This window comes from Citreicoccus inhibens (assembly GCF_019039035.1).
In the GTDB taxonomy this organism is placed as follows: Bacteria; Myxococcota; Myxococcia; order Myxococcales; family Myxococcaceae; genus Citreicoccus; species Citreicoccus inhibens.
This window is the reverse complement of the sequence record NZ_JAHNZT010000005.1, coordinates 375,439-393,359: the sequence shown is the minus strand read 5'-3', so window position 1 is coordinate 393,359 and position 17,921 is coordinate 375,439. Positions and strand designations below refer to the sequence as shown.

General features: G+C 68.4%; 14 protein-coding genes and 2 pseudogenes. 8 read left to right on the top strand and 8 right to left on the bottom strand.

The features are described from left to right. The 3 genes and pseudogenes from KRR26_RS09980 to KRR26_RS09970 form a co-directional block, all read right to left on the bottom strand. A pseudogene (locus KRR26_RS09980) lies at nt 1-335 on the bottom strand (extensin-like protein); the annotation flags it as partial. Nucleotides 336-346: 11 nt separating this feature from the next. Further along, nucleotides 347-1,300, bottom strand: a complete 954-nt coding sequence (locus KRR26_RS09975) for a ParA family protein (RefSeq protein WP_120204925.1) — start codon at nt 1,298-1,300, stop codon at nt 347-349. A gap of 42 nt (nt 1,301-1,342) precedes the next feature. Continuing rightward, nucleotides 1,343-3,463 carry a HEAT repeat domain-containing protein gene (locus KRR26_RS09970; RefSeq protein WP_217079688.1) on the bottom strand — a complete coding sequence of 707 codons (2,121 nt, stop codon included), beginning with the start codon at nt 3,461-3,463 and terminating at the stop codon, nt 1,343-1,345. 566 nt (nt 3,464-4,029) lie between these two features. On the opposite strand from KRR26_RS09970, the gene KRR26_RS09965 reads away from it, so the two are divergent. The 3 genes from KRR26_RS09965 (at nt 4,030) to KRR26_RS09955 (ending at nt 6,330) form a co-directional block, all read left to right on the top strand. Next, a complete protein-coding gene (locus tag KRR26_RS09965) occupies nt 4,030-4,401 on the top strand; it encodes a helix-turn-helix transcriptional regulator (protein ID WP_120204322.1) in 372 nt (123 codons plus the stop codon). Between the two features lie 199 nt (nt 4,402-4,600). After that, nucleotides 4,601-5,503 (top strand): fatty acid desaturase family protein, encoded by a 903-nt coding sequence (locus KRR26_RS09960; RefSeq protein ID WP_217079687.1) that lies wholly within the window; start codon nt 4,601-4,603, stop codon nt 5,501-5,503. Next, the gene (locus KRR26_RS09955) at nt 5,443-6,330 is read left to right on the top strand and encodes a helix-turn-helix domain-containing protein (RefSeq protein ID WP_328707101.1); all 888 of its coding nucleotides are present in this window, start codon (nt 5,443-5,445) and stop codon (nt 6,328-6,330) included. The genes KRR26_RS09960 and KRR26_RS09955 overlap by 61 nt, the downstream gene beginning before the upstream one ends. Before the next feature lie 18 nt (nt 6,331-6,348). On the opposite strand, the gene KRR26_RS09950 is transcribed toward KRR26_RS09955, so the two are convergent. Then, nucleotides 6,349-7,707 (bottom strand): sensor histidine kinase, encoded by a 1,359-nt coding sequence (locus KRR26_RS09950; RefSeq protein WP_328707100.1) that lies wholly within the window; start codon nt 7,705-7,707, stop codon nt 6,349-6,351. A 117-nt stretch (nt 7,708-7,824) separates the two neighbouring features. Beyond that, nucleotides 7,825-8,433, bottom strand: a complete 609-nt coding sequence (locus tag KRR26_RS09945; protein WP_120204317.1) for a phospholipase D-like domain-containing protein — start codon at nt 8,431-8,433, stop codon at nt 7,825-7,827. 110 nt (nt 8,434-8,543) lie between these two features. Between KRR26_RS09945 and KRR26_RS09940 the strand changes: the two genes are divergently transcribed. From KRR26_RS09940 to KRR26_RS09925, 4 genes are all read left to right on the top strand, one after another. After that, nucleotides 8,544-9,227 carry a TetR/AcrR family transcriptional regulator gene (locus tag KRR26_RS09940; RefSeq protein WP_120204315.1) on the top strand — a complete coding sequence of 228 codons (684 nt, stop codon included), beginning with the start codon at nt 8,544-8,546 and terminating at the stop codon, nt 9,225-9,227. Nucleotides 9,228-9,239: 12 nt separating this feature from the next. Continuing rightward, nucleotides 9,240-10,706: an aldehyde dehydrogenase family protein gene (locus KRR26_RS09935; protein WP_120204313.1), complete on the top strand. Its 1,467-nt coding sequence runs from the start codon at nt 9,240-9,242 to the stop codon at nt 10,704-10,706. Nucleotides 10,707-10,766: 60 nt separating this feature from the next. Further along, on the top strand, nt 10,767-12,206 hold the full coding sequence (locus tag KRR26_RS09930) for an aldehyde dehydrogenase family protein (RefSeq protein WP_217079685.1): 1,440 nt from the start codon (nt 10,767-10,769) through the stop codon (nt 12,204-12,206). A gap of 129 nt (nt 12,207-12,335) precedes the next feature. Next, the gene (locus KRR26_RS09925) at nt 12,336-12,590 is read left to right on the top strand and encodes a hypothetical protein (protein WP_217079684.1); all 255 of its coding nucleotides are present in this window, start codon (nt 12,336-12,338) and stop codon (nt 12,588-12,590) included. 555 nt (nt 12,591-13,145) lie between these two features. Here KRR26_RS09925 and KRR26_RS37810 read toward each other — a convergent pair. The 3 genes and pseudogenes from KRR26_RS37810 to KRR26_RS09910 form a co-directional block, all read right to left on the bottom strand. After that, nucleotides 13,146-13,265, bottom strand: a pseudogene (locus KRR26_RS37810) (hypothetical protein); the annotation flags it as partial. A 1,644-nt stretch (nt 13,266-14,909) separates the two neighbouring features. Beyond that, nucleotides 14,910-16,532 (bottom strand): ABC-F family ATP-binding cassette domain-containing protein, encoded by a 1,623-nt coding sequence (locus KRR26_RS09915; protein ID WP_120204306.1) that lies wholly within the window; start codon nt 16,530-16,532, stop codon nt 14,910-14,912. Nucleotides 16,533-16,675: 143 nt separating this feature from the next. Then, the gene (locus tag KRR26_RS09910; protein ID WP_120204305.1) at nt 16,676-17,038 is read right to left on the bottom strand and encodes a cupin domain-containing protein; all 363 of its coding nucleotides are present in this window, start codon (nt 17,036-17,038) and stop codon (nt 16,676-16,678) included. 118 nt (nt 17,039-17,156) lie between these two features. On the opposite strand from KRR26_RS09910, the gene KRR26_RS09905 reads away from it, so the two are divergent. Then, nucleotides 17,157-17,783, top strand: coding sequence for a phenylalanine--tRNA ligase beta subunit-related protein (locus KRR26_RS09905; RefSeq protein WP_120204921.1), 627 nt, complete (start codon nt 17,157-17,159; stop codon nt 17,781-17,783). Nucleotides 17,784-17,921 lie beyond the last annotated feature (138 nt).

Sequence of the window (17,921 nt, the reverse complement as noted above, 5' to 3'; positions counted from 1 at the left end):
GTGGATAGTGTGTGGGTTATGGGTGTGGGTATTGTTGGTGTGGGGGTGGTGGGTTTGGTGGTTTGGGTCAGCAGGGCGGACGGCACGGCCGGCGCGCGCAGGGCGGCCTCCATCGCCTCGGCGGCGGTGGGGCGCGGGGCGCGGTTGCGCTCGATGCGGGCGCGCACCTCGGCGGAGAGGTCCGGCGCCTCGGCCACGGGCGGCGGGAGGACGGCGGCGACCTCGGGCTCGGGCTGCGCGGCCAGGGACTCCACCGGGTCGAGCGCACCGGTCAGCGCCCCCAGGCGGAGGCGCGGCTTGGCGCGGGACACGTTCTGTTCGAAGGCTTTCTTCATCACGGGAGGTCTCAGCCAGCGTGGGTGGCGCCGTTCTTCGCGGCGGCGCCCGCTACCAGGCGGGGAAGGACATTGTCGAGCATGGCCTGGATATCAGTCGCGCCCTTGGAAGTGGGGTCCGCGACGAATACCGGCCGTCCTTCGCTGGAGGCCTGGGCGAACTTGGTGCACTGCCGGATGATGGTCGGCAGCAGGTACTCCGGGTAGTGCGTCTGGAGGGCCTCCAGCGCTTCCTTGGCCAGCTTGAAGGTCGCGTTGAAGGCGTTGACCACGATGTAGACGTGGTCGAGCACGTGGTTCAGGTCCTCTTCCAGGCTCTGCACGGTCTCGAAGAGCAGCTTGAGGCCGTGGAAGGACAGGAAGTCCGCCAGCACCGGAACGAACAGGTCGTTCGCTGCCATCAGGGCGTTGAGGTTGAGCAGGCCGAAGGACGGCGGCGCGTCGAAGATGATGAAGTCGTACTGCGCCTCGACGTCCTTGAGCGCGTTGCGCAGCTTGAACTCGCGGCCGGCCATGGGCATCAGCGCGAGGTCCATGGTGGACATGCTGAGGTTGGACGGGACGAAGTCCAGGTTGGGCAGGGAGGACTTCTGGATGACCTGCACGAGCGGCGTCTTGCGGACCAGCACGTCCAGGAGCGTCTTCTCGAACTCGTCGCCCTCGTAGCCCAGGCACTTGGTGGCGTGGCCCTGGCTGTCGAGGTCGATGAGGAGGACCGCGTAGCCCAGCTCCGCGAGGCGCCAGGCGTAGGACGTGGAGAGGGACGTCTTGCCGGTGCCCCCCTTGAAGTTGAGGAAGAGCTGGCGGCGGTGGCCCACGCGGGGCGGGAAGCGGTCCAGCGTGGTCCGCAGCTCCCAGATGTCATCCGGACCGTACACGTCCTTCCGCATCCCCTCGGGAATCTCCTTGGGGGACACGCCGAGCATCTCGGCCACCTGCTTCGAGCTGTACGTCGGCGCTTCCATGGACGACCCTTCGGATGAGGTGCGCGGCACCTGCAACTTGCCTCAAGCGGCGAAGTATTTGTGCCCCCTTCGCACAATGGCCCCCCGTGCCACCAGCAGGGCGAGAGCCTCCTGCGTCAACTCCGCGGGCGAGGACAGGCCGCCCGCCAGCTCCACCAGCGAGCGTCCCCGGACGGCCACGCGGACCTCCGACAGCATCGCGGCGCAGAGCGATTCGACCGGGGACGGGCCCGGGCGGGACTCCGGAGCACGTGGCTCGGGAGCGGGAGCGCGCACCACGGGGGGCGTGGCCCCCATCGCGACGAGCGCCGCCTGAACGGGGGACAGCCGCGCGGCCGGCGACCGCTGTGCGCCACCCGACATCGGGACGGGCTGCGCGGGGGCGGGCGGCAGGGAGCTGCCAGCAACGGGAGGCCGCGCACCGGCGTTCGCGTGCGGAGGAACCGCGCCCGCCCGAGGTGCGCCCGGAGCAGCCACGGAGGGCGCCTGGGACATGACCGCATGCGAGCCCTGGGCAGGCATCCGGGCACCCACCGCCGCGCCCAGCATCCCCGCAGCGGGAGCCTGCACCGCACCTGCGACGTGCGCCCCCTGCGCATTCGCAACAGGAGTCTGCGCACCCACCGCATGAGCGCCCTGCATCATCGCAGCGGGCGCCTGTGCCGAAACCGCGTGCGCGCTCTGCACCATCGCAACGGGAGCCTGGGCTCCCACCGCGTGCGCGCCTGCGGGCACTGAGACAGTGGCCTGAGCCATGACCGCCTGCGCGGCAACCGGCCGCCCAGCGCCTCGCGCGGCCTCGGCCTGCGCGCTGGCAGGCGCCTCGACGCTCGCGGCGCCCTCGCTCACGCCCAGCGGAGCACGCTTCGCGATCAACGGCGCTTCGAGACGCGCGCGCACCGGGCGAATCGGCAGCGTCGCCAGCCGACGAATCTCCCGACGACGGTGGGCATCGTCCAGCGCGACCACGAAGGACACATCCTGGCCCAGGATGCGCGAGAGGCTCTGGGCGGCGGCCTTGCGCACGCGCGGCTCGGCGTCATCCAGCGCGCCCAGCAGGAGCACCCGGGCGTTCTCCCCTGCCCCCGCCCCCAGCGCGAGCGCGGCCAGCGAGCGCACTTCCGTGTCGGCGTCGTGGATCGCCTCTTCGCCCAGCCGCCGCGCCGTCTCGCCCTCCAGGCCCAGCGCCAGGAGCGACGCGCGACGACGCACCGAGCGATCCGGATCCTTCATCGCCTGCGCCAGATGAGGCGCGGCATCCCGGGGCGCCAGCGTGAGCATCGCCTTGAGCGCCGCGATGCGCACCTCCGGCACCGGCGACGACAGCAGCGGCGACACCACCGACGCGCCCTGCTCCTTGCACAGCCCCGCGAACGCCTGGAGCAACGCGACCTGAGCCGCGGGGTCCGTCTCGGCATGGAGCGCCGCGGCCAGCGCGGGCGCGGCGGCGGGCTGCGCCAGGGCCTTCAGGCGCTCAGCGGCACGAACCCGGGCGGCGCCGTCCGTCGCGGACAGCTCGCGCACCGAGAACCCGAACAACGTTTCATCAGAAGAACCCGCGAAGCCACCGTGCGCGCTCAGCTCGGCGAGCTGCTCCGCGCTCACCCGCAGCCGGCCTTCCTGCAACAGTCGCTGCGCCTCGCGAGCCACGGGCGACAGGGCCACCGCTGCGTTGCCGGATGCCGGCGCGGGCGCCACGGCATCAGGGACCGGGCCCCAGGGAACGGCCGCGCCCTTCGCGGCGGGCACGAGCACCGGCGCCGTCTCACCGCGCAGGATGGCCTCACTGCGAAGCTGCGAGATGAACGACGCGAGATCAAACCCCAGCTCGTCGTCCACGTCCCGCGACATGCCCGAGGCGTGGATGCGGCTGGCATCCAGCAGCTTGCCCATGAGCTGATCGCGCTCCAGGCGCAACGCCTGATTCAAGCGGGACAGCTCGTCGCGCTCGGCCTGCATGCGGCCCGTGCGCACTTCCAGTTCGGCCAGCTCGCGGCGCATCTCCAGGTCGCGCTGGCGCGCCTCGGCCAGCTCGCGCTTGAGGTGTTCAATCTCCTCGCGCGTGCCGTCGAGCTCCCCGTGGAGTTGCTCCGCACGGGCCTCGAAATAGACGATCTTTTCGAGTGCGCTCCTCAGCAGCGCGTCGGGACGCTCGTCACTCACGACCTGGACTGGCCTCCCCGCGAAGCGCCTCACGCGCCCCCGGTTCGCGTTGCCGGATGGGGCTCCGGACACCCGGCACACACCGGGGTTGGGCACCTTACGTCAGGGGGACGTGCGAGGTAAACCCCGGAAACACCAGGGGTTTTCCGTTCAGGCCCTCCGGAAAGATTGACAACGCGTCCCAGGCCGACTTTTCGGCCCCGCGCAGACCCGGTGGATCTCACGCCACCCCTGCACATCCCGCCCGCGCCACCCCACGCACGCCCGTCCCGGCGACAGCCGCCGCGCCACGGCTGGCCTGCCCGCGCACCCCACGCGATGCCCCGCCGCGCCTCCGCGCCGGACCTCGCCACGACTCCAGGAAGCCAAGAAACCCAGGTGCGACAGAAAGGGTCCGCGCACTGCGTTTTCACCGCGGTACGCACGCCTGCCCGCACGCGCCGAGATGTCAGACCCCGCTCGTAATGTCTGTGTCACGAGGTAGCGCACCACCTCCACTTCGCCCCGGAACCTCTCCGCTCTTTTCGCGGGGGGCGAAGGCCCTCTTTTCCCAGGTTTCCCACGCCATGGAACAACGACTGGCAACCATCATTGGAAACGCTGTTCGCGCGGCCCGTCAGCGATTGGAGCTGACCCAGGCGGACGTGGCTGAACGCGTTGGTATCGCGACCGAGGTGTATGGACGCCTCGAGCGCGGCCACATGCTGCCCAGCGTCCGCACGCTGCGGAAGCTGTGCCTCGTCCTCAACGCCTCGTCGGACGTGCTGCTCGGCTTGAGCGCGACGGCGACGGTCGAAGGCGGCGCGCCCCAGCTCGCGGAGGATCCGCCCGAGTACCGCGAGCGTCCCGAGGTGCGCCGGCTGATGCGCACCGTGCGAAAGCTCGATTCTCCCCGGCTGCGGCTGCTGGGTCAGGTGGCGCACGCACTGGAGCGATGAGCCCGCCCGCCGCCTTGCGACGCCCTCGCCGCGAGCCCTTCGTTCGCGCCGAGACAGCGCGGAAGAGACGCGCGCGGCGAGGGCAGGTCGTGAGCGCGACAAGACGGTCTGCGGGCGAAAAGAACGAGTTGCGCGCTGGCGCAATCGCTTGGCGTCCGGAGTGAAGCGAGCACCGCGGTGAGTCCGTACCCTGGAACGCATGCCGCGCGTCCGCTCGACCCCGCCTCGGTTTGACGTTCCTCAGCTCACGGCGCATGCGCTGTGGTGGCTGTGGTTCCTGGCCTTCACGGGAGGCTGGGCACGGCTGTCGTCGTCCGCGCGCGGGGGCCTGTGGCTCGTGGGCGTGGCGCTGGTGTTCTGGAACTACGCCGTGCTGCACAATCACATGCATGTGGCCATCGCCCGTCCACGCGCGGTGCGTTGGCTGGTGAGCCGGACGTTGGGGCTCGCGTGTGGCTTTCCCTATCGCGGCTACGTCATCCACCACCTCAACCATCATCGCTTCAGCGATGGCCCGGGGGATTGGGGCCAGCGGCGGCGCGGCGAGGGCGCGTTCGGCTATTGCGTGCGCTCGGTGTTCGCGCCGTGGCTGTGGCCGTTCGCGCTGATGAAAGCGGTGTGGCGCTCGGCCGCGCGGCACGGTCAGCGCGCGGAGCTGCTGCTCGACTTCGCGGTGGTGGATGGAACGCTGCTGGGGCTCATCATCTGGCGGCCAACGCTCGGCCTGTCCTTCTGGGCGCTGTTGCTCACGGGACAGATATGTATTCACTGGCTGAACCTCGCGGCCCACTTCGGGACGGACCCCACCTGCCGAGACGCCTTGGCGGTGACCTCCACGTCCCGGCTCTACAACCATGTGTTCTTCAATGCGGGGTACCATCAGGCGCACCACGTGAGACCTCATGTGCCGTGGTTCGAGCTGCCGTCATTCACTCGTGAACTCGCGTCGCGGGGGCAGGTTCGTCCAGGACTGGTAAGCCCGTTCGCGCCGATCCACCCGCGATGGGTGGCGCGCGTGGCAAAGCAGTATTCTGCTCGGCTGTGCGACGCGCGGACGGACTCGACGACTACTTCCGAAGCCCCCTCGGTCGATATCTCGTAGGGGACTGTTTCCTTCACTGGTATGCGGCGGCGGACCTCTGCGGGTTCGCGGTGTGGGGACGGCCGGGGGAGCAACAAGCCCAGCGCATCGTCCAGGCGCTGGACGTGGAGCTGGAGCCCGCGCTGCCGCACGACTCGCTCGTCGACTTGCGCCGCGTGGAGGGAATCGACGCGGACGCCTTCGGCGTGATGAAGGACTACATGCAAGCCCACGCCAGCCAGTTCGCGCGCACGGTGCGCCGGCAGGTGCTGCTGCGTCCGGACGGGCTCGCGGGCGCCATCGTCGGAGGCTTCTACGAACTGGTGCAGGGCGGCTATCCCCACAAGGTCTTCACCGACGCCGCCGAGGGGCTGAGCTGGCTGGGTCGCGACGCGGACATGATTGGTCCGCTGGTATCGCGCCTCAACGCGCTGGTGGCCGAGGCCACCGGCCAATCCCCGCTGCTGCGCGAGCTGCATCAGGTGCTGCGCGGAAAGCTGCCCGGCGCGAGCCTGGCGGACGTGGCGCGCACCCTGGGCATGTCGGAGCGCACCCTCCAGCGCCGGCTCAAGGAAGCGGACACGTCCTTCCAAACGGAGCTGAACACGGTGCAGGTGCGCACCGCGCAAGGGCTCCTGTTGGAGACGGACATGAAGCTCACCGCCGTCGCGGTGGAGGTGGGCTGCGCCTCGCTCCAGCACTTCAGCAGCTTGTTTCGCAAGTGGGTGGGCGAGACGCCCAGCGGCTGGCGCGAGCGGCACCGCGGGGGCCCCCCGACGCCGGAGGGCAGCGCGGCCCCCCGCGCGGCGGAAGAGGTCCCACCCCAGGGAGAGCGCCCGCGCACGTGATGGCCCACGCGAACGGGCTCACGCGTCCGCGCACGGAATCCCCGCGGGCGGCGTGACGGGCGTTGGCACGGCGTGCGGCAGGTGGAGGACGAAGCACGCGCCGCCCTCCGCGCGGTTCTCCGCGTCGAGCGCGCCGCCCACGCGCGCCACGTACTCGCGGCACAGCGCGAGCCCCAGGCCCGTGCCCTTGCCCGGGGGCTTGGTGGTGAAGAACGGCTCGAAGAGGCGCGCCCTCACGGACTCGGAGAGGCCAGGGCCGTTGTCCTGTACCTCCACGCGCACCGCCCCCGGCAGCCCACGCGCGCGGAGCAACACACGAGCGGGGCGCGGAGGACTCGCGGACTCCGTCGCGTCGGCGGCATTGAGCAAGAGGTTCACCAACACCTGGACCAGGTGACGCGGCGCCATGCGCACGCGCGGCAGACCGGGCTCCACGTCCTGCGTCACCTGGCCCAGGCTGCGCAGCCGGACCGAGGCGAGGCGCCGCGCCTCGTCCACGCCCTCCGCCACCGAGCACGCCTCCTCGCCCACCACCTCGTCGCGCGAGAAGCGCTTCAGGTCGGTGACGATCTGCTGGATGCGCAGCACGCCCTCCTGCGTCTCCTCCACCACCCGCCGGGCTTCTTCCGCGTCCAGCGCTCCTGGATGAAGCAGCTCCTGCTCCAGGTAGCCCAGGTTGGACTTCACATAGGCCAGCGGGTTGTTGACCTCGTGGGCCACGCCGGCCGCGAGCTGCCCCACCACCGCGAGCCGCTCCATGTCGGCGCGCTGGCGCTCGGCACGGGCGCGGCGGCGCTCGCTCTCCGCGAGCTTCTGCATCGCCTCCATGCGCTCGTGATGCGCGGCCTGCTCCGCATCGCGCAGCCGTCGGTACGTCTGCGCGCCGTACGCGGACACGAGCGCCACGATGGAGAACGACATCACCTGCGACACCAGCGTGCGCGTGTCCACGCGGCCCAGCACCCCGATGAGCCCCATGCAGGCCAGCGTCAGGACGATGGCCACCCAGACCGGGAGCCGGTCCTCCGGGGTGAACACCGCGACGATGAGCGGCAAGGTGTAGAGGACCGGGAAGAACGGGCTGGCGAGCCCACCGGTGAGGTGGATCTCCAGCGTGAGCAACACCAGGCTGCCCACCGTCGCCACCACGCCGCCCGCCGAGCCGCGCAGCCAGGACGCGCCCACCGCGACGCCGAGCGCGACGAAGACCGCGGCCCAGACGAGTTCGAGGATGGCGAGCGAGGGCGCGAACCGCCCGACGACCCACGGGTGCAGCAGCGGGCTCAGCGCGAGGATGCCACCACAGGAGAAGTAGATGCGCCGCTTGAGCCGCAGGGCCGCGGCGGACTCGGGCGGAGGAGAGACGGACAGGGGCACGGCGAACCCAACAGGTGCGGCGAGATGACCCACGGGGTGTGGGAACGGCCACCTCGCGCTCAGGGCATCAGGACGCGGGCACCAGCGGGAACGGGGTGTCTCATGCGCGAACTCCGGTCAGCGCCGCATGCGGCGGGACTTCCCCAGGCGGACGCCGTCTCGGGGTCTCCGCTTCTTCGCCTGTCCGACGCCAGCGGGCAAGATGGGGTCCGGGCACACCGACCGCAGCTTGCATGCCCTGCACTCGGCCCCGCTCCACACCGCCTCGTACAGCGCCGTCACGCGGTCGATGACGTCGAAGTCCTCGGTGGCGAAGCCCAGCTCGAAGTTGCGCGAGTCCTCGCCCTTCGCTCCCAGTCCGGCCCCCGTGAGGTTGGCGCTCCCCAGGTACGCCCACGCGCCATCCACCAGCACGGTCTTGAAGTGCACCCGGGGACAGACCTTCAGTGCCAATCCGCCCGACACCAGCCGCGCCCGCGCATCGAAGGCCGCGCGAAACGGGCGGCTCGGCAGCTCGGCGTGCAGGAGGCGCAGGGACACGCCGCGCGCCGCCAGCCCGTCCAGCACCTCCACCAGCGGCACGAACTTGCCCTTCTGCTCCACGTACATGGCCTTGACGTTGGCCGTGGCAATCCAGACGGACTCGCGCGCGTGGGCCAGCTTCTCCAGCACCACCTCCCGGTACAGCGCGCTGCCGGACAGCAACTCCGCGTCGATGGGGCGCATGACTCCGAGGAGCGTCCCACACAATCCTACAGTCCGCCAGTGCGCGCCCTGTCCAGAACTGACCTTCAGTCAGTTGACGACTGACCCGCGGTCACCTAGCTATATGACCCATGGTCAGCAACACGGCGGGCAAGGCGAGGCGGGCGGTGGCGCCCCAGCGGGCGCGCAAGGCCTCGGACAAGGAGGCGCGCAGGCGGCGCATCCTGGATGAAGCGCTCGCGCTCTACCGGAGCACCACCTACGCGGAAGTGAAGATGGCGGACGTGGCCGAGCGCTCGCGACTCGCCAAGGGCACGGTGTTCCTCTACTTCCCGACGAAGGAGGCGCTGTTCCTGGCGCTGCTGGAGGAGCAGCTCTTCTCCTGGTTCGAGCGACTGGACGCGCGGCTGACGCACGGCGAGGGGCGATGGACGGGCCCTCGCGTGGCGCGCACCGTGGCGGAGTCGCTCGAAGGCGAAGAGACGCTGACGCGACTCCTGGCGCTCTTGCAAACCGTGCTGGAGATGAACGTCACCCTGGAGCGCGTGCTCCAGTTCAAGGAGCGGCTGCTCGCGGCGATTGGACACACCGCGGAGCTGCTCGCGCGGCGCCTGCCCTTCCTCACGCTCGGGGACAGTCAACGCCTCATGCGTCACCTGTATGCATTGGTCACCGGGTTGCGGCAGATGGCGGACCTGGCGCCCGTGGCGCGCGAGGTGCTGGCCCAGCCGCACCTGGCCCCGTTGCGCGTGGATTTCTCGGCCGAGCTGACGGCCTCGTTGACCCACCTGTTGCGCGGGCTCGAAGCCCGCTGAAGGAGACGTGCCATGTCGCCCCAGAGCAGCAGCGCGCCTGTGATTGAGCTTCCTGTCGCCCACGCGCCGGACCTCGCGCGGATGCGCGCGGTGTTCGACGCCCAGCGCGCGCACCGCTGGACGATGTCTCGCACCACCGCGGCCGAGCGCATCGCGCGCCTGAAGAAGCTGCGCGAGGCGATTCTTGCTCGCCGTGAGCAGCTCGCGGACGCCATCCACCGCGACTTCAAGAAGCCCGCCGTGGAGGTGGAGCTGACGGAGATCCACCCCACGCTGGAGGAGCTGAACCACACGGTGAAGCACCTCAAGGGCTGGATGAAGCCGACCCGCGTGGGCCAGCCGATGCTGCTCGCGGGCGCGTCCAGCCACGTGCGCCATGAGGCGCGGGGCGTGGTGCTCATCCTGTCGCCGTGGAACTACCCGTTCCAGCTCCTGGCCGCGCCGCTCATCGCCGCCATCTCGGCGGGCAACTGCGTGGTGCTCAAGCCCAGCGAGAAGACGCCGAACACGTCTCGCTTCATCGCGCAGCTCATCCGCGACGTGTTCCCGGAGAACGAGGTCGCGGTGTTCGAGGGCGGCGCCGAGGTGGCGGAGGGCCTGCTCCAGCTCCCGTTCGACCACTTCTTCTTCACGGGCAACCCGCGCATCGGCCGCAAGGTGATGGAGGCCGCGGCGAAGCACCTGGCCAGCGTGACGCTGGAGCTGGGCGGCAAGTCACCGGTCATCATCGACGAGTCGGCGGACCTGGCCGCCACCGCCGAGCGCGTGGCGTGGGGCAAGTTCATCAACGCGGGCCAGACGTGCGTCGCGCCGGACTACATCTTCGTGCCCGCCTCGAAGGAGCGGGCGTTCCTGGACGCGCTCAAGGGCGTGCTCACGCGCTTCTACGGGGACACCGAGGCGGAGCGTCAGGCCAGCCCCGACCTCGCCCGGCTGGTGGACCCGGTCGCCTGGCGGCGGGTCAAGGACGTGCTCGACCGCTCGGTCGAGGCGGGAGCGAAGGTGGAGACGGGCGGGACGGCGGATGGGCCGTCGCGCTACCTGGCGCCCACGGTGCTGTCCGGGGTGACGCCGGACATGCCCATCATGGAGGGCGAGATTTTCGGGCCGGTGCTGCCGGTGATGACGTACCAGCGGCGCGAGGAGGTGTACGCCCACATCAACGGGGGCGAGAAGCCGCTCGCGCTCTACGTGTTCAGCCAGGACAAGCGCGCCGTGGAGGAGGTGTTCCAGCACACGACCTCCGGCGGGGCCGTGGTGAACAACGTGCTCATCCACGTGGCGAACCCGAACCTGCCGTTCGGCGGGGTGGGCATGAGCGGCTTGGGGAACTACCATGGGCACTTCGGCTTCAAGACCTTCAGCCATGAGCGAGCCGTGTCGGTTCAATGGATGAAGTCGCTCGTGGCGGTGTTCTACCCGCCGTACCGCGGAAAGACCCAGGAATGGGCCTCCCGCGCGACCCGGATGCTGGAGTAGGCAGGCGGCCGGGCTGGGAGCGCGCGCCCACGGTGGGCGCGCCTTCGCGGAGGAGCCGGCATGCGCGTGGTGAAACAGGAAGAAGCCCTGGTGCCGAGCGGACTTCAGGAGTCGTTCGACCGCCTGAGGGCCCATCGCTGGGAGCTGGCGCGCACCGGCGCTCGGGAGCGGCTGGCGCGGCTGGACACACTCAAGGCGCTCATCCTGGAGCGGCGCGAGGCCCTCGCGGACGCGCTGCACCAGGACCTCCGCAAGCCCGCCGCGGAGGTGGAGGCGACCGAGGTCCTCCCCGTCCTGCTGGAACTGGCGCACGTGCGCAGGCACCTCAAGGGCTGGATGAAGCCGCGCCGCGTGGCCGCGCCCCTGTTGCTGGCGGGGACGGTGAGCGAGGTGCACCGCGAGCCCAAGGGCGTGGTGCTGGTGCTCGCGCCCTGGAACTCGCCGTTCCCGCTGCTCATGTCGCCCGTGGTGGCGGCGGTGGCGGCGGGCAACGCCGTCCTCTGCAAGCCGAGCGAGAAGACGCCCCACACCTCGCGCTTCCTGGCCGAGCTGGTGCGCGATGCGTTTCCGCCCGAGGAAGTCACGCTGGTGGAGGGCGGCCCGGAGGTGGGCGAGGCGCTGCTGCGCCTGCCGTTCGACCATTTCTTCTTCACGGGCGGGACGCGCGTGGGGCAGCGGGTGATGGCTGCGGCGGCGCGGCACCTGGCGGGCGTGACGCTGGAGCTGGGCGGCAAGTCACCGGCCATCGTGGACGCGACCGCGGACGTGGAGACAGCCGCCGAGCGCATCATCTGGGGCAAGTTCCTCAACGGAGGGCAGACCTGCGTGGCGCCAGACCACGTGTTCGTGCACGCGTCGCGAGAGGAGGCGCTTCTGGACGCGATGAAGGCGGCGCTGGAGCGCTTCTACGGGAAGACCGAGGAGGCGCGGCGGATGTCGCCCGACCTCTGCCGGCTGGTGGATGACGCCGCGTTCACGCGCGTGCGCACGCTGCTGGACCAGGGCGTGGCGGCCGGGGCGAGGGTGGCGACGGGCGGGGTCGCGGACGCGGAGGCGCGCTATCTCGCCCCCACGTTGCTGACGGATGTGACGCCGAACTCACCCGTGATGGGCGAGGAGATACTGGGGCCCGTGCTGCCGGTGCTGCGCTTCGAGTCGCTCGACGAGGTGGTGTCCGAGGTTCGCGAGGGAGGCAAGCCGCTGGCCCTCTATGTCTTCAGCCAGGACGAGCAGACCGTGCAGCGCTTGCTCCAAGAGACGAGCGCGGGCGGCACGGTCATCAACAACGTGGCGCTGCACGCGGCGAACCCCAACCTGCCGTTCGGCGGTATCGGGCGCAGCGGCGTGGGCGCGTATCACGGGGAGACGGGCTTCCTGACCTTCAGTCACGAGCGCGCGGTGGTTCGACAGGGGCGGACCACGTTCCTGCATCTGTTCTTTCCCCCCTACCGAGGCAAGGCGCAGAAGCTGGCGCGGCTCGCGAGCAAGATGTTCGAGTAACTCCAGACATTCCAGAACAAGGCATCATCAGATTCGCGGAATCCAAGAGACACTTCCGGGGAAACGACGTGAGAGGCTTCACTCTCAAGGCGTGGCATCTCCCCTGGCGGGCGTGGTCACATTCACCCCATGCGATCTCTTCTCGTGTGTCTTCTGGCGATTCCGATGTTGGCGGCTTGTGGTGGGGATGACTCCGACAAGCCCGATTCCTGTGGCAACAACACCGCGCCCACGACGTACAAGGGCGGCGCGATGAAGAGCTGTTCGGGGACGGACAAGGATGCCGTCGCGTGCTGCGTGTACCTGGCCGACACCTGCGCGTACTCCGTCTGCCGCGAGAGCACCTGCGGCAAGTGGGAAGAGAAGGCCTGGAGCTGCGACTGATTGCAGTCTCGGATGAGCGCGGGAGCCGAAACTAGCGGCTCCCGCCGCTCTCCTGGAGCAGGGCGTCACACGCGTAGAGCGGAAAACAGACTTCCGCTCGAAGATTCACCAGACACTGGAAAGCCGGCGCGGAGACCGAACGCCGCCCAGGCCTTCTGCGCCTGTGCGGATGTCGCGCGAGCATTTTGCCGAGCCGCAGGATGGCCTCATCAACCCCAGCCACCGTCAGTCGGGTTGACATGCATACCCGAGACCATCCGTCTCATACACACATCGAAAGCCCGTCGGACAGTCGGCACTCGTCCAACACAAATATTCGCACGTCCTAGCAAACCCATACCCCACATCACCCACCTCTCTCGCGACCATCCCCCAAGACCAGACGCAATCCATCCCTTTCGGACACTCCCAATCAGACCAACACACCCCTTCAGACTTGGCCAATCGGTACGCGAAATAACCACCACACAATGAACCAGCAGCCCCCACAATCAGGATGGCTGCCCAAGCAACCCGTCTCACAGTTCACCCCTCTCGGCCCCATGGTCATAGGTCTCACTCAAGCGGTCCACGTCGAACCAGATCATCCTCCGTACCCATTCGACCATCGAACCCAGATGAGCGCACCTCGCCCTCTCCCGCATCAACCGTCAACCTGTACGAGTGCCTCCACGGGTCTGTCGGTACTCACTGGAACACACAGGGGTCGGGAGGACACGTCGGCTCAGACAAATCGCGAATGTCGCCAGGGTTCACACCTCTCCGAGCGCGATATCTGCTGGTGCCAATCATCAACTGGCACAAGTCACCCTCAGCCATCATCTGGCGTTTCCCGCACTCCGGAACGCACGCCATCTGCCCAAGAGCCACTCCCAACAATAGATTCATTGGCAGCCGCATTCGGGATGCCCTTCTAGATAGTGTTCTCGCAGCGGCTGCCTCCTGATTGTGCTCGGACTGCTGCTTCCAGCGTTCAGCGGCTCGGGCCTGCCCGCCGAGAGCCCCGAGAAAGAAGAACACCGCCTGACCGCGCCCTGAGCCCCACCGCCCTTCTCCGGCAGAACACCATCGAGCGCACCCCAGCGCACACCAATTCACATATCAACACCCGCTCAGCGATTGCGATCAACTTTACAGACAGGAACTACAGGACCATGGTCAGTGCTCGCACACCGATATCCCACAGAACAGTCCGAGTTTTTGCTACATGGCCGCTCACAGGTTCGATACGACGTTACGAGCGCCGAGATCCCGCCACCACTCCACTTCACTTCACGCATTGCTCGCCCTTCCCGCAGTTTGAATCAAAAACACAATCAGACTCCTGAATAACGCAACCACAAAAAGAGAGGCAAAAAACAAAGAAACCGATTCGCCCAGCAAACATGCGCCACCGCCCATTCAACAAACAAACGCCTCAATGAAAGAAGCTCCCAGCCACATCCACAGCCCATGGTCCGCCAAATTTCTCCGCGAAGGCATTGGGCGGTTCCAGCGCATAGGTCGAGTACTCCGTCTCATAGAACCCGCCTTCCTTCACCAGATACACTGACAAAGAACGCTGCTGGCCGAGTAGCCTCCATCCCAATTGGCACCTCGAACCATTGCGCAAGCAGCCCAAGCCCTCCTCCAATGTCCCGACTCCCACCAGGACGTGGATCACCCATTTGCGAGGTACCGCCACTGACGCAGTAGCAACAGCGAGCATCAGGCACGCAACGGCATCCAATAGCCGAGGGAGTCACAGCCACTGCACGTCACTGATAGCCCAGGCAAAGAACTGCCAGAGCACCAAGCCACACGCGCACCAGAAAACCCTGCCCACGCGCAATCGACGTGCTGCCCAAATCAAGCCGAGACAGGCGAGCGAGTGCAGTGCCAGCGACGAGGTAGAACGGTACGACTTTGGCTCCAGGGCGACTGCACCACGATTGCCAAAACCACCCCCACACCTGCCACCATCGGTGCCGCATGATGCCCCCACCGTCTGCTCGACGAATCGAGACGTTCGTTGGGTTCGCAGGTCTCCGTCAACCCATTCGCTCATCGAGTTCAATATCGCAGCCACAGTCACCGCATGGGCATCGGAATTCCCGTAGGGCGAGATCCGGTGCAATGACATTCGGGAGTCGAAAGTGGAGGCATCGCCAAGCTTGCAGTGGAGACACCGAATTCAGCTCGACCGTGCATGCATCTAGGTCCCTCCGACTGGGACACGTGAGCGGGATGCGCATGCAGGTGAGTGACCCGGCGCGGGCCTTGGGGTTCCGGAGACGGGCTCGGTGAACGTTGCCGAGCCCGCCTCGACGGAGGTCAATCTTAGCTGCGGAGGCCGGGGGCCTCGTGGCCCGTGCGCGCCACGTACTCCGTGTAGCCACCGCCGTACTTGTGGATGCCGTCCGGCGTCAGCTCCAACACCCGGTTCGACAACGCCGCCAGGAAGTGCCGGTCGTGCGAGACGAACAGCATCGTGCCCTCGTAGCGCGAGAGCGCCGTGATGAGCATCTCCTTCGTCGCCATGTCCAGGTGGTTCGTCGGCTCGTCCAGCACCAGGAAGTTCGGCGGATCGAACAGCATCTGCGCCATCACCAGACGCGCCTTCTCACCGCCCGACAGCACCCGGCACTTCTTGTCCACCTCGTCGCCGCTGAACCCGAAGCAGCCCGCCAGCGCTCGCAACGAGCCCTGACCCGCGCGCGGGAACGAGTCCGTCAGCGACTCGAACACCGTCCGCTCGCCGTTCAAGAGGTCCATGGCGTGCTGCGCGAAGTAACCCATCTTCACGCTGCCACCCAGCGCCACCGAGCCCTCGTCCGCCTGCGTCGAGCCCGTCACCAGCTTCAACAGCGTGGACTTGCCCGCGCCGTTCACGCCCATCACGCACCAGCGCTCCGTGCGCCGCACGAGGAAGTCCAAGCCCTCGTAGATGGTCCGCTTGCCGTAGCCCTTGTGCACGCCCTTCAGGCTCACCACGTCGTCACCCGAGCGCGGGGGCGGCTGGAACTCGAACAGCACCGTCTGGCGGCGCTTGGGCGGCTCCACCTTCTCGATCTTCTCCAGCTTCTTCACGCGGCTCTGCACCTGCGCCGCATGCGAGGCCCGCGCCTTGAACCGCTCGATGAACTTCAACTCCTTGGCGAGCATCGCCTGCTGGCGCTCGTACTGCGCTTGCTGCTGCGCCTCGTTCTGCGCGCGCTGCCCTTCGTAGAAGTCGTAGTTGCCCGAGTAGGTCGTCAGCGTGCCGCCGTCGATCTCCACCACCTTCGTCACGATGCGGTTCATGAACTCGCGATCGTGCGACGTCATCAGCAGCGCGCCCTCGTACCCCTTGAGGAAGCCTTCCAGCCAGATGAGCGACTCGAGGTCCAGGTGGTTGCTCGGCTCGTCCAGCAGCATCGCGTCCGGACGCATGAGCAGGATTCGCGCGAGCGCCACGCGCATCTTCCATCCACCGGAGAGCGCGCCGACGTCGCCGTCCATCATCTCCTCGGTGAACCCGAGGCCCGCGAGAATCTCCCGCGCGCGCCCCTCCAGGGCGTAGCCGCCCAGCTCCTCGAAGCGGCCCTGCACCAGGCCGTAGCGCTCGACGAGCTTCTCCATCTCGTCCGCCTTGTCCGGGTCGGCCATGTCGGCTTCGAGCGACTTCATCTCGGCGGCGACCTCGCTCACCGGACCCGCGCCGTTCATGACCTCGGCGACGGAGCTGCGGCCCTCCATCTCGCCCACGTCCTGGCTGAAGTAGCCAATGGTGACACCGCGATCGACGGCCACCTGGCCCTCGTCCGGGTGCTCCTGGCCCGTGATCATGCGGAAGACGGTCGTCTTGCCCGCGCCGTTCGGGCCCACCAACCCCACCTTCTCACCACGGTGGAGCGCGGCGGACGCCTCCACGAAGAGGAGCTGCTGACCGTGCTGCTTGCCGATGTTGTCGAGACGAATCATGTGGGTTCGTGGGGCCTGAAGCGTTCGGGGGCGCCCTTATGCCACGGGCGGCGTCCAGGCGGGACTGTTCCGAACCCACGGCGCCTCCCGGCCCTTTCACCCGGCCGGGCAGGCAGCCCCCTTTCGCCCTTCTCCGAGGGCCATCAGGCGTCCCGATGGACCGTTCCCGGAGAGAAGGCCGGCATGCAGATGGCGACGTACTCGGCGCCCTCTTCGTCCGGCGTGCTGTAGCGGACCCACTCTCCGGGCTCGCAGATGACCGCCTGTCCCGCCAGCACGTCGAGCGTCCCGCCCTTGTGCTCCACCCGCAGGAGGCCATCCAGCACCAGGGTGATTTCACGGAACTCGGGCGTCTGGCCGGGCTCCTCCCACCCACCTGGGCTGCGCATGTGGGCCACGCTGAGGTGGGTCGTCTTCGAGTTCCGCCGACCGATGTATTCGTCGATGAGCTTCGGCTTGTTGCCCACCGCCGTGACACGGGTGGGGGCTGGAATCAGCGTCGGCATGACTCACTCCGGAGACGGGATGTCTCGTCCTCCCGAGACCCTACCAGTGCCTCGGCTCGCCGAGCAGGGTGCGCTCGGCCCCGCTCGACGCCCATCGGGATGTCATAGAGTGCCGCGCGTGCTGACCGTCGATCCCCATCCGCTCCTCGACCTCGTCGCCTTCACCTCCACGTTCCCCGCCCCGCTGAGCGCCCTGCCCTCTCCCGAGTGGCTGGCGGCCCTCCTCAAGGGCGATGCGTCCGCGCCGCTCACATCCGATGACGCCGTGCGAGGTGCTGTGAGGGACCTGCTGCGCCACGGCGGCTACAAGCCCACCGGCCGAGGTAAACCCGCCTCCGAGTATCTGGTGCGCGCGGCGGGAGACGGCTCGCTGGGCTCCATCAACGCCGCGGTGGACGCGTGCAACGCCGTGTCACTGCACAGCGGATTGCCCATCAGCGTGGTGGACCTCGACCGAGCCCAAGCGCCCTTCCGGGTGGGCACCGCCATCACGGGTGACCAATACGTCTTCAACGCCTCGGGTCAGACCATCGACCTGGAGGGTCTGCTCTGTCTGTTCGATGCCGAGGGTCCCTGCGCCAACGCCGTCAAGGATGCGCAGCGCACCAAGACGAACGCGGACACGCGCCGCACGATGACGCTGCTCTGGGGCTCGAAGGAGCTGGGCAACCGCACCGAGCGCGCCTTCACGTGGTACCGCGAGCTGCTGGAGCGCCTGGGCGCCACCGTCGAACGGCTGCCCTGACGTCCCTCGCTGTATGCCTTTGATTGGGCTGAACCCCAGACCCAAACGCGCTCAGCCCGCCCAAAGCCTTCCGCAATGACTGACACGGGAGAGCGTCCGCGTGAACCCGACGCGAACGCTCTCCCTGCTTGTTCAACG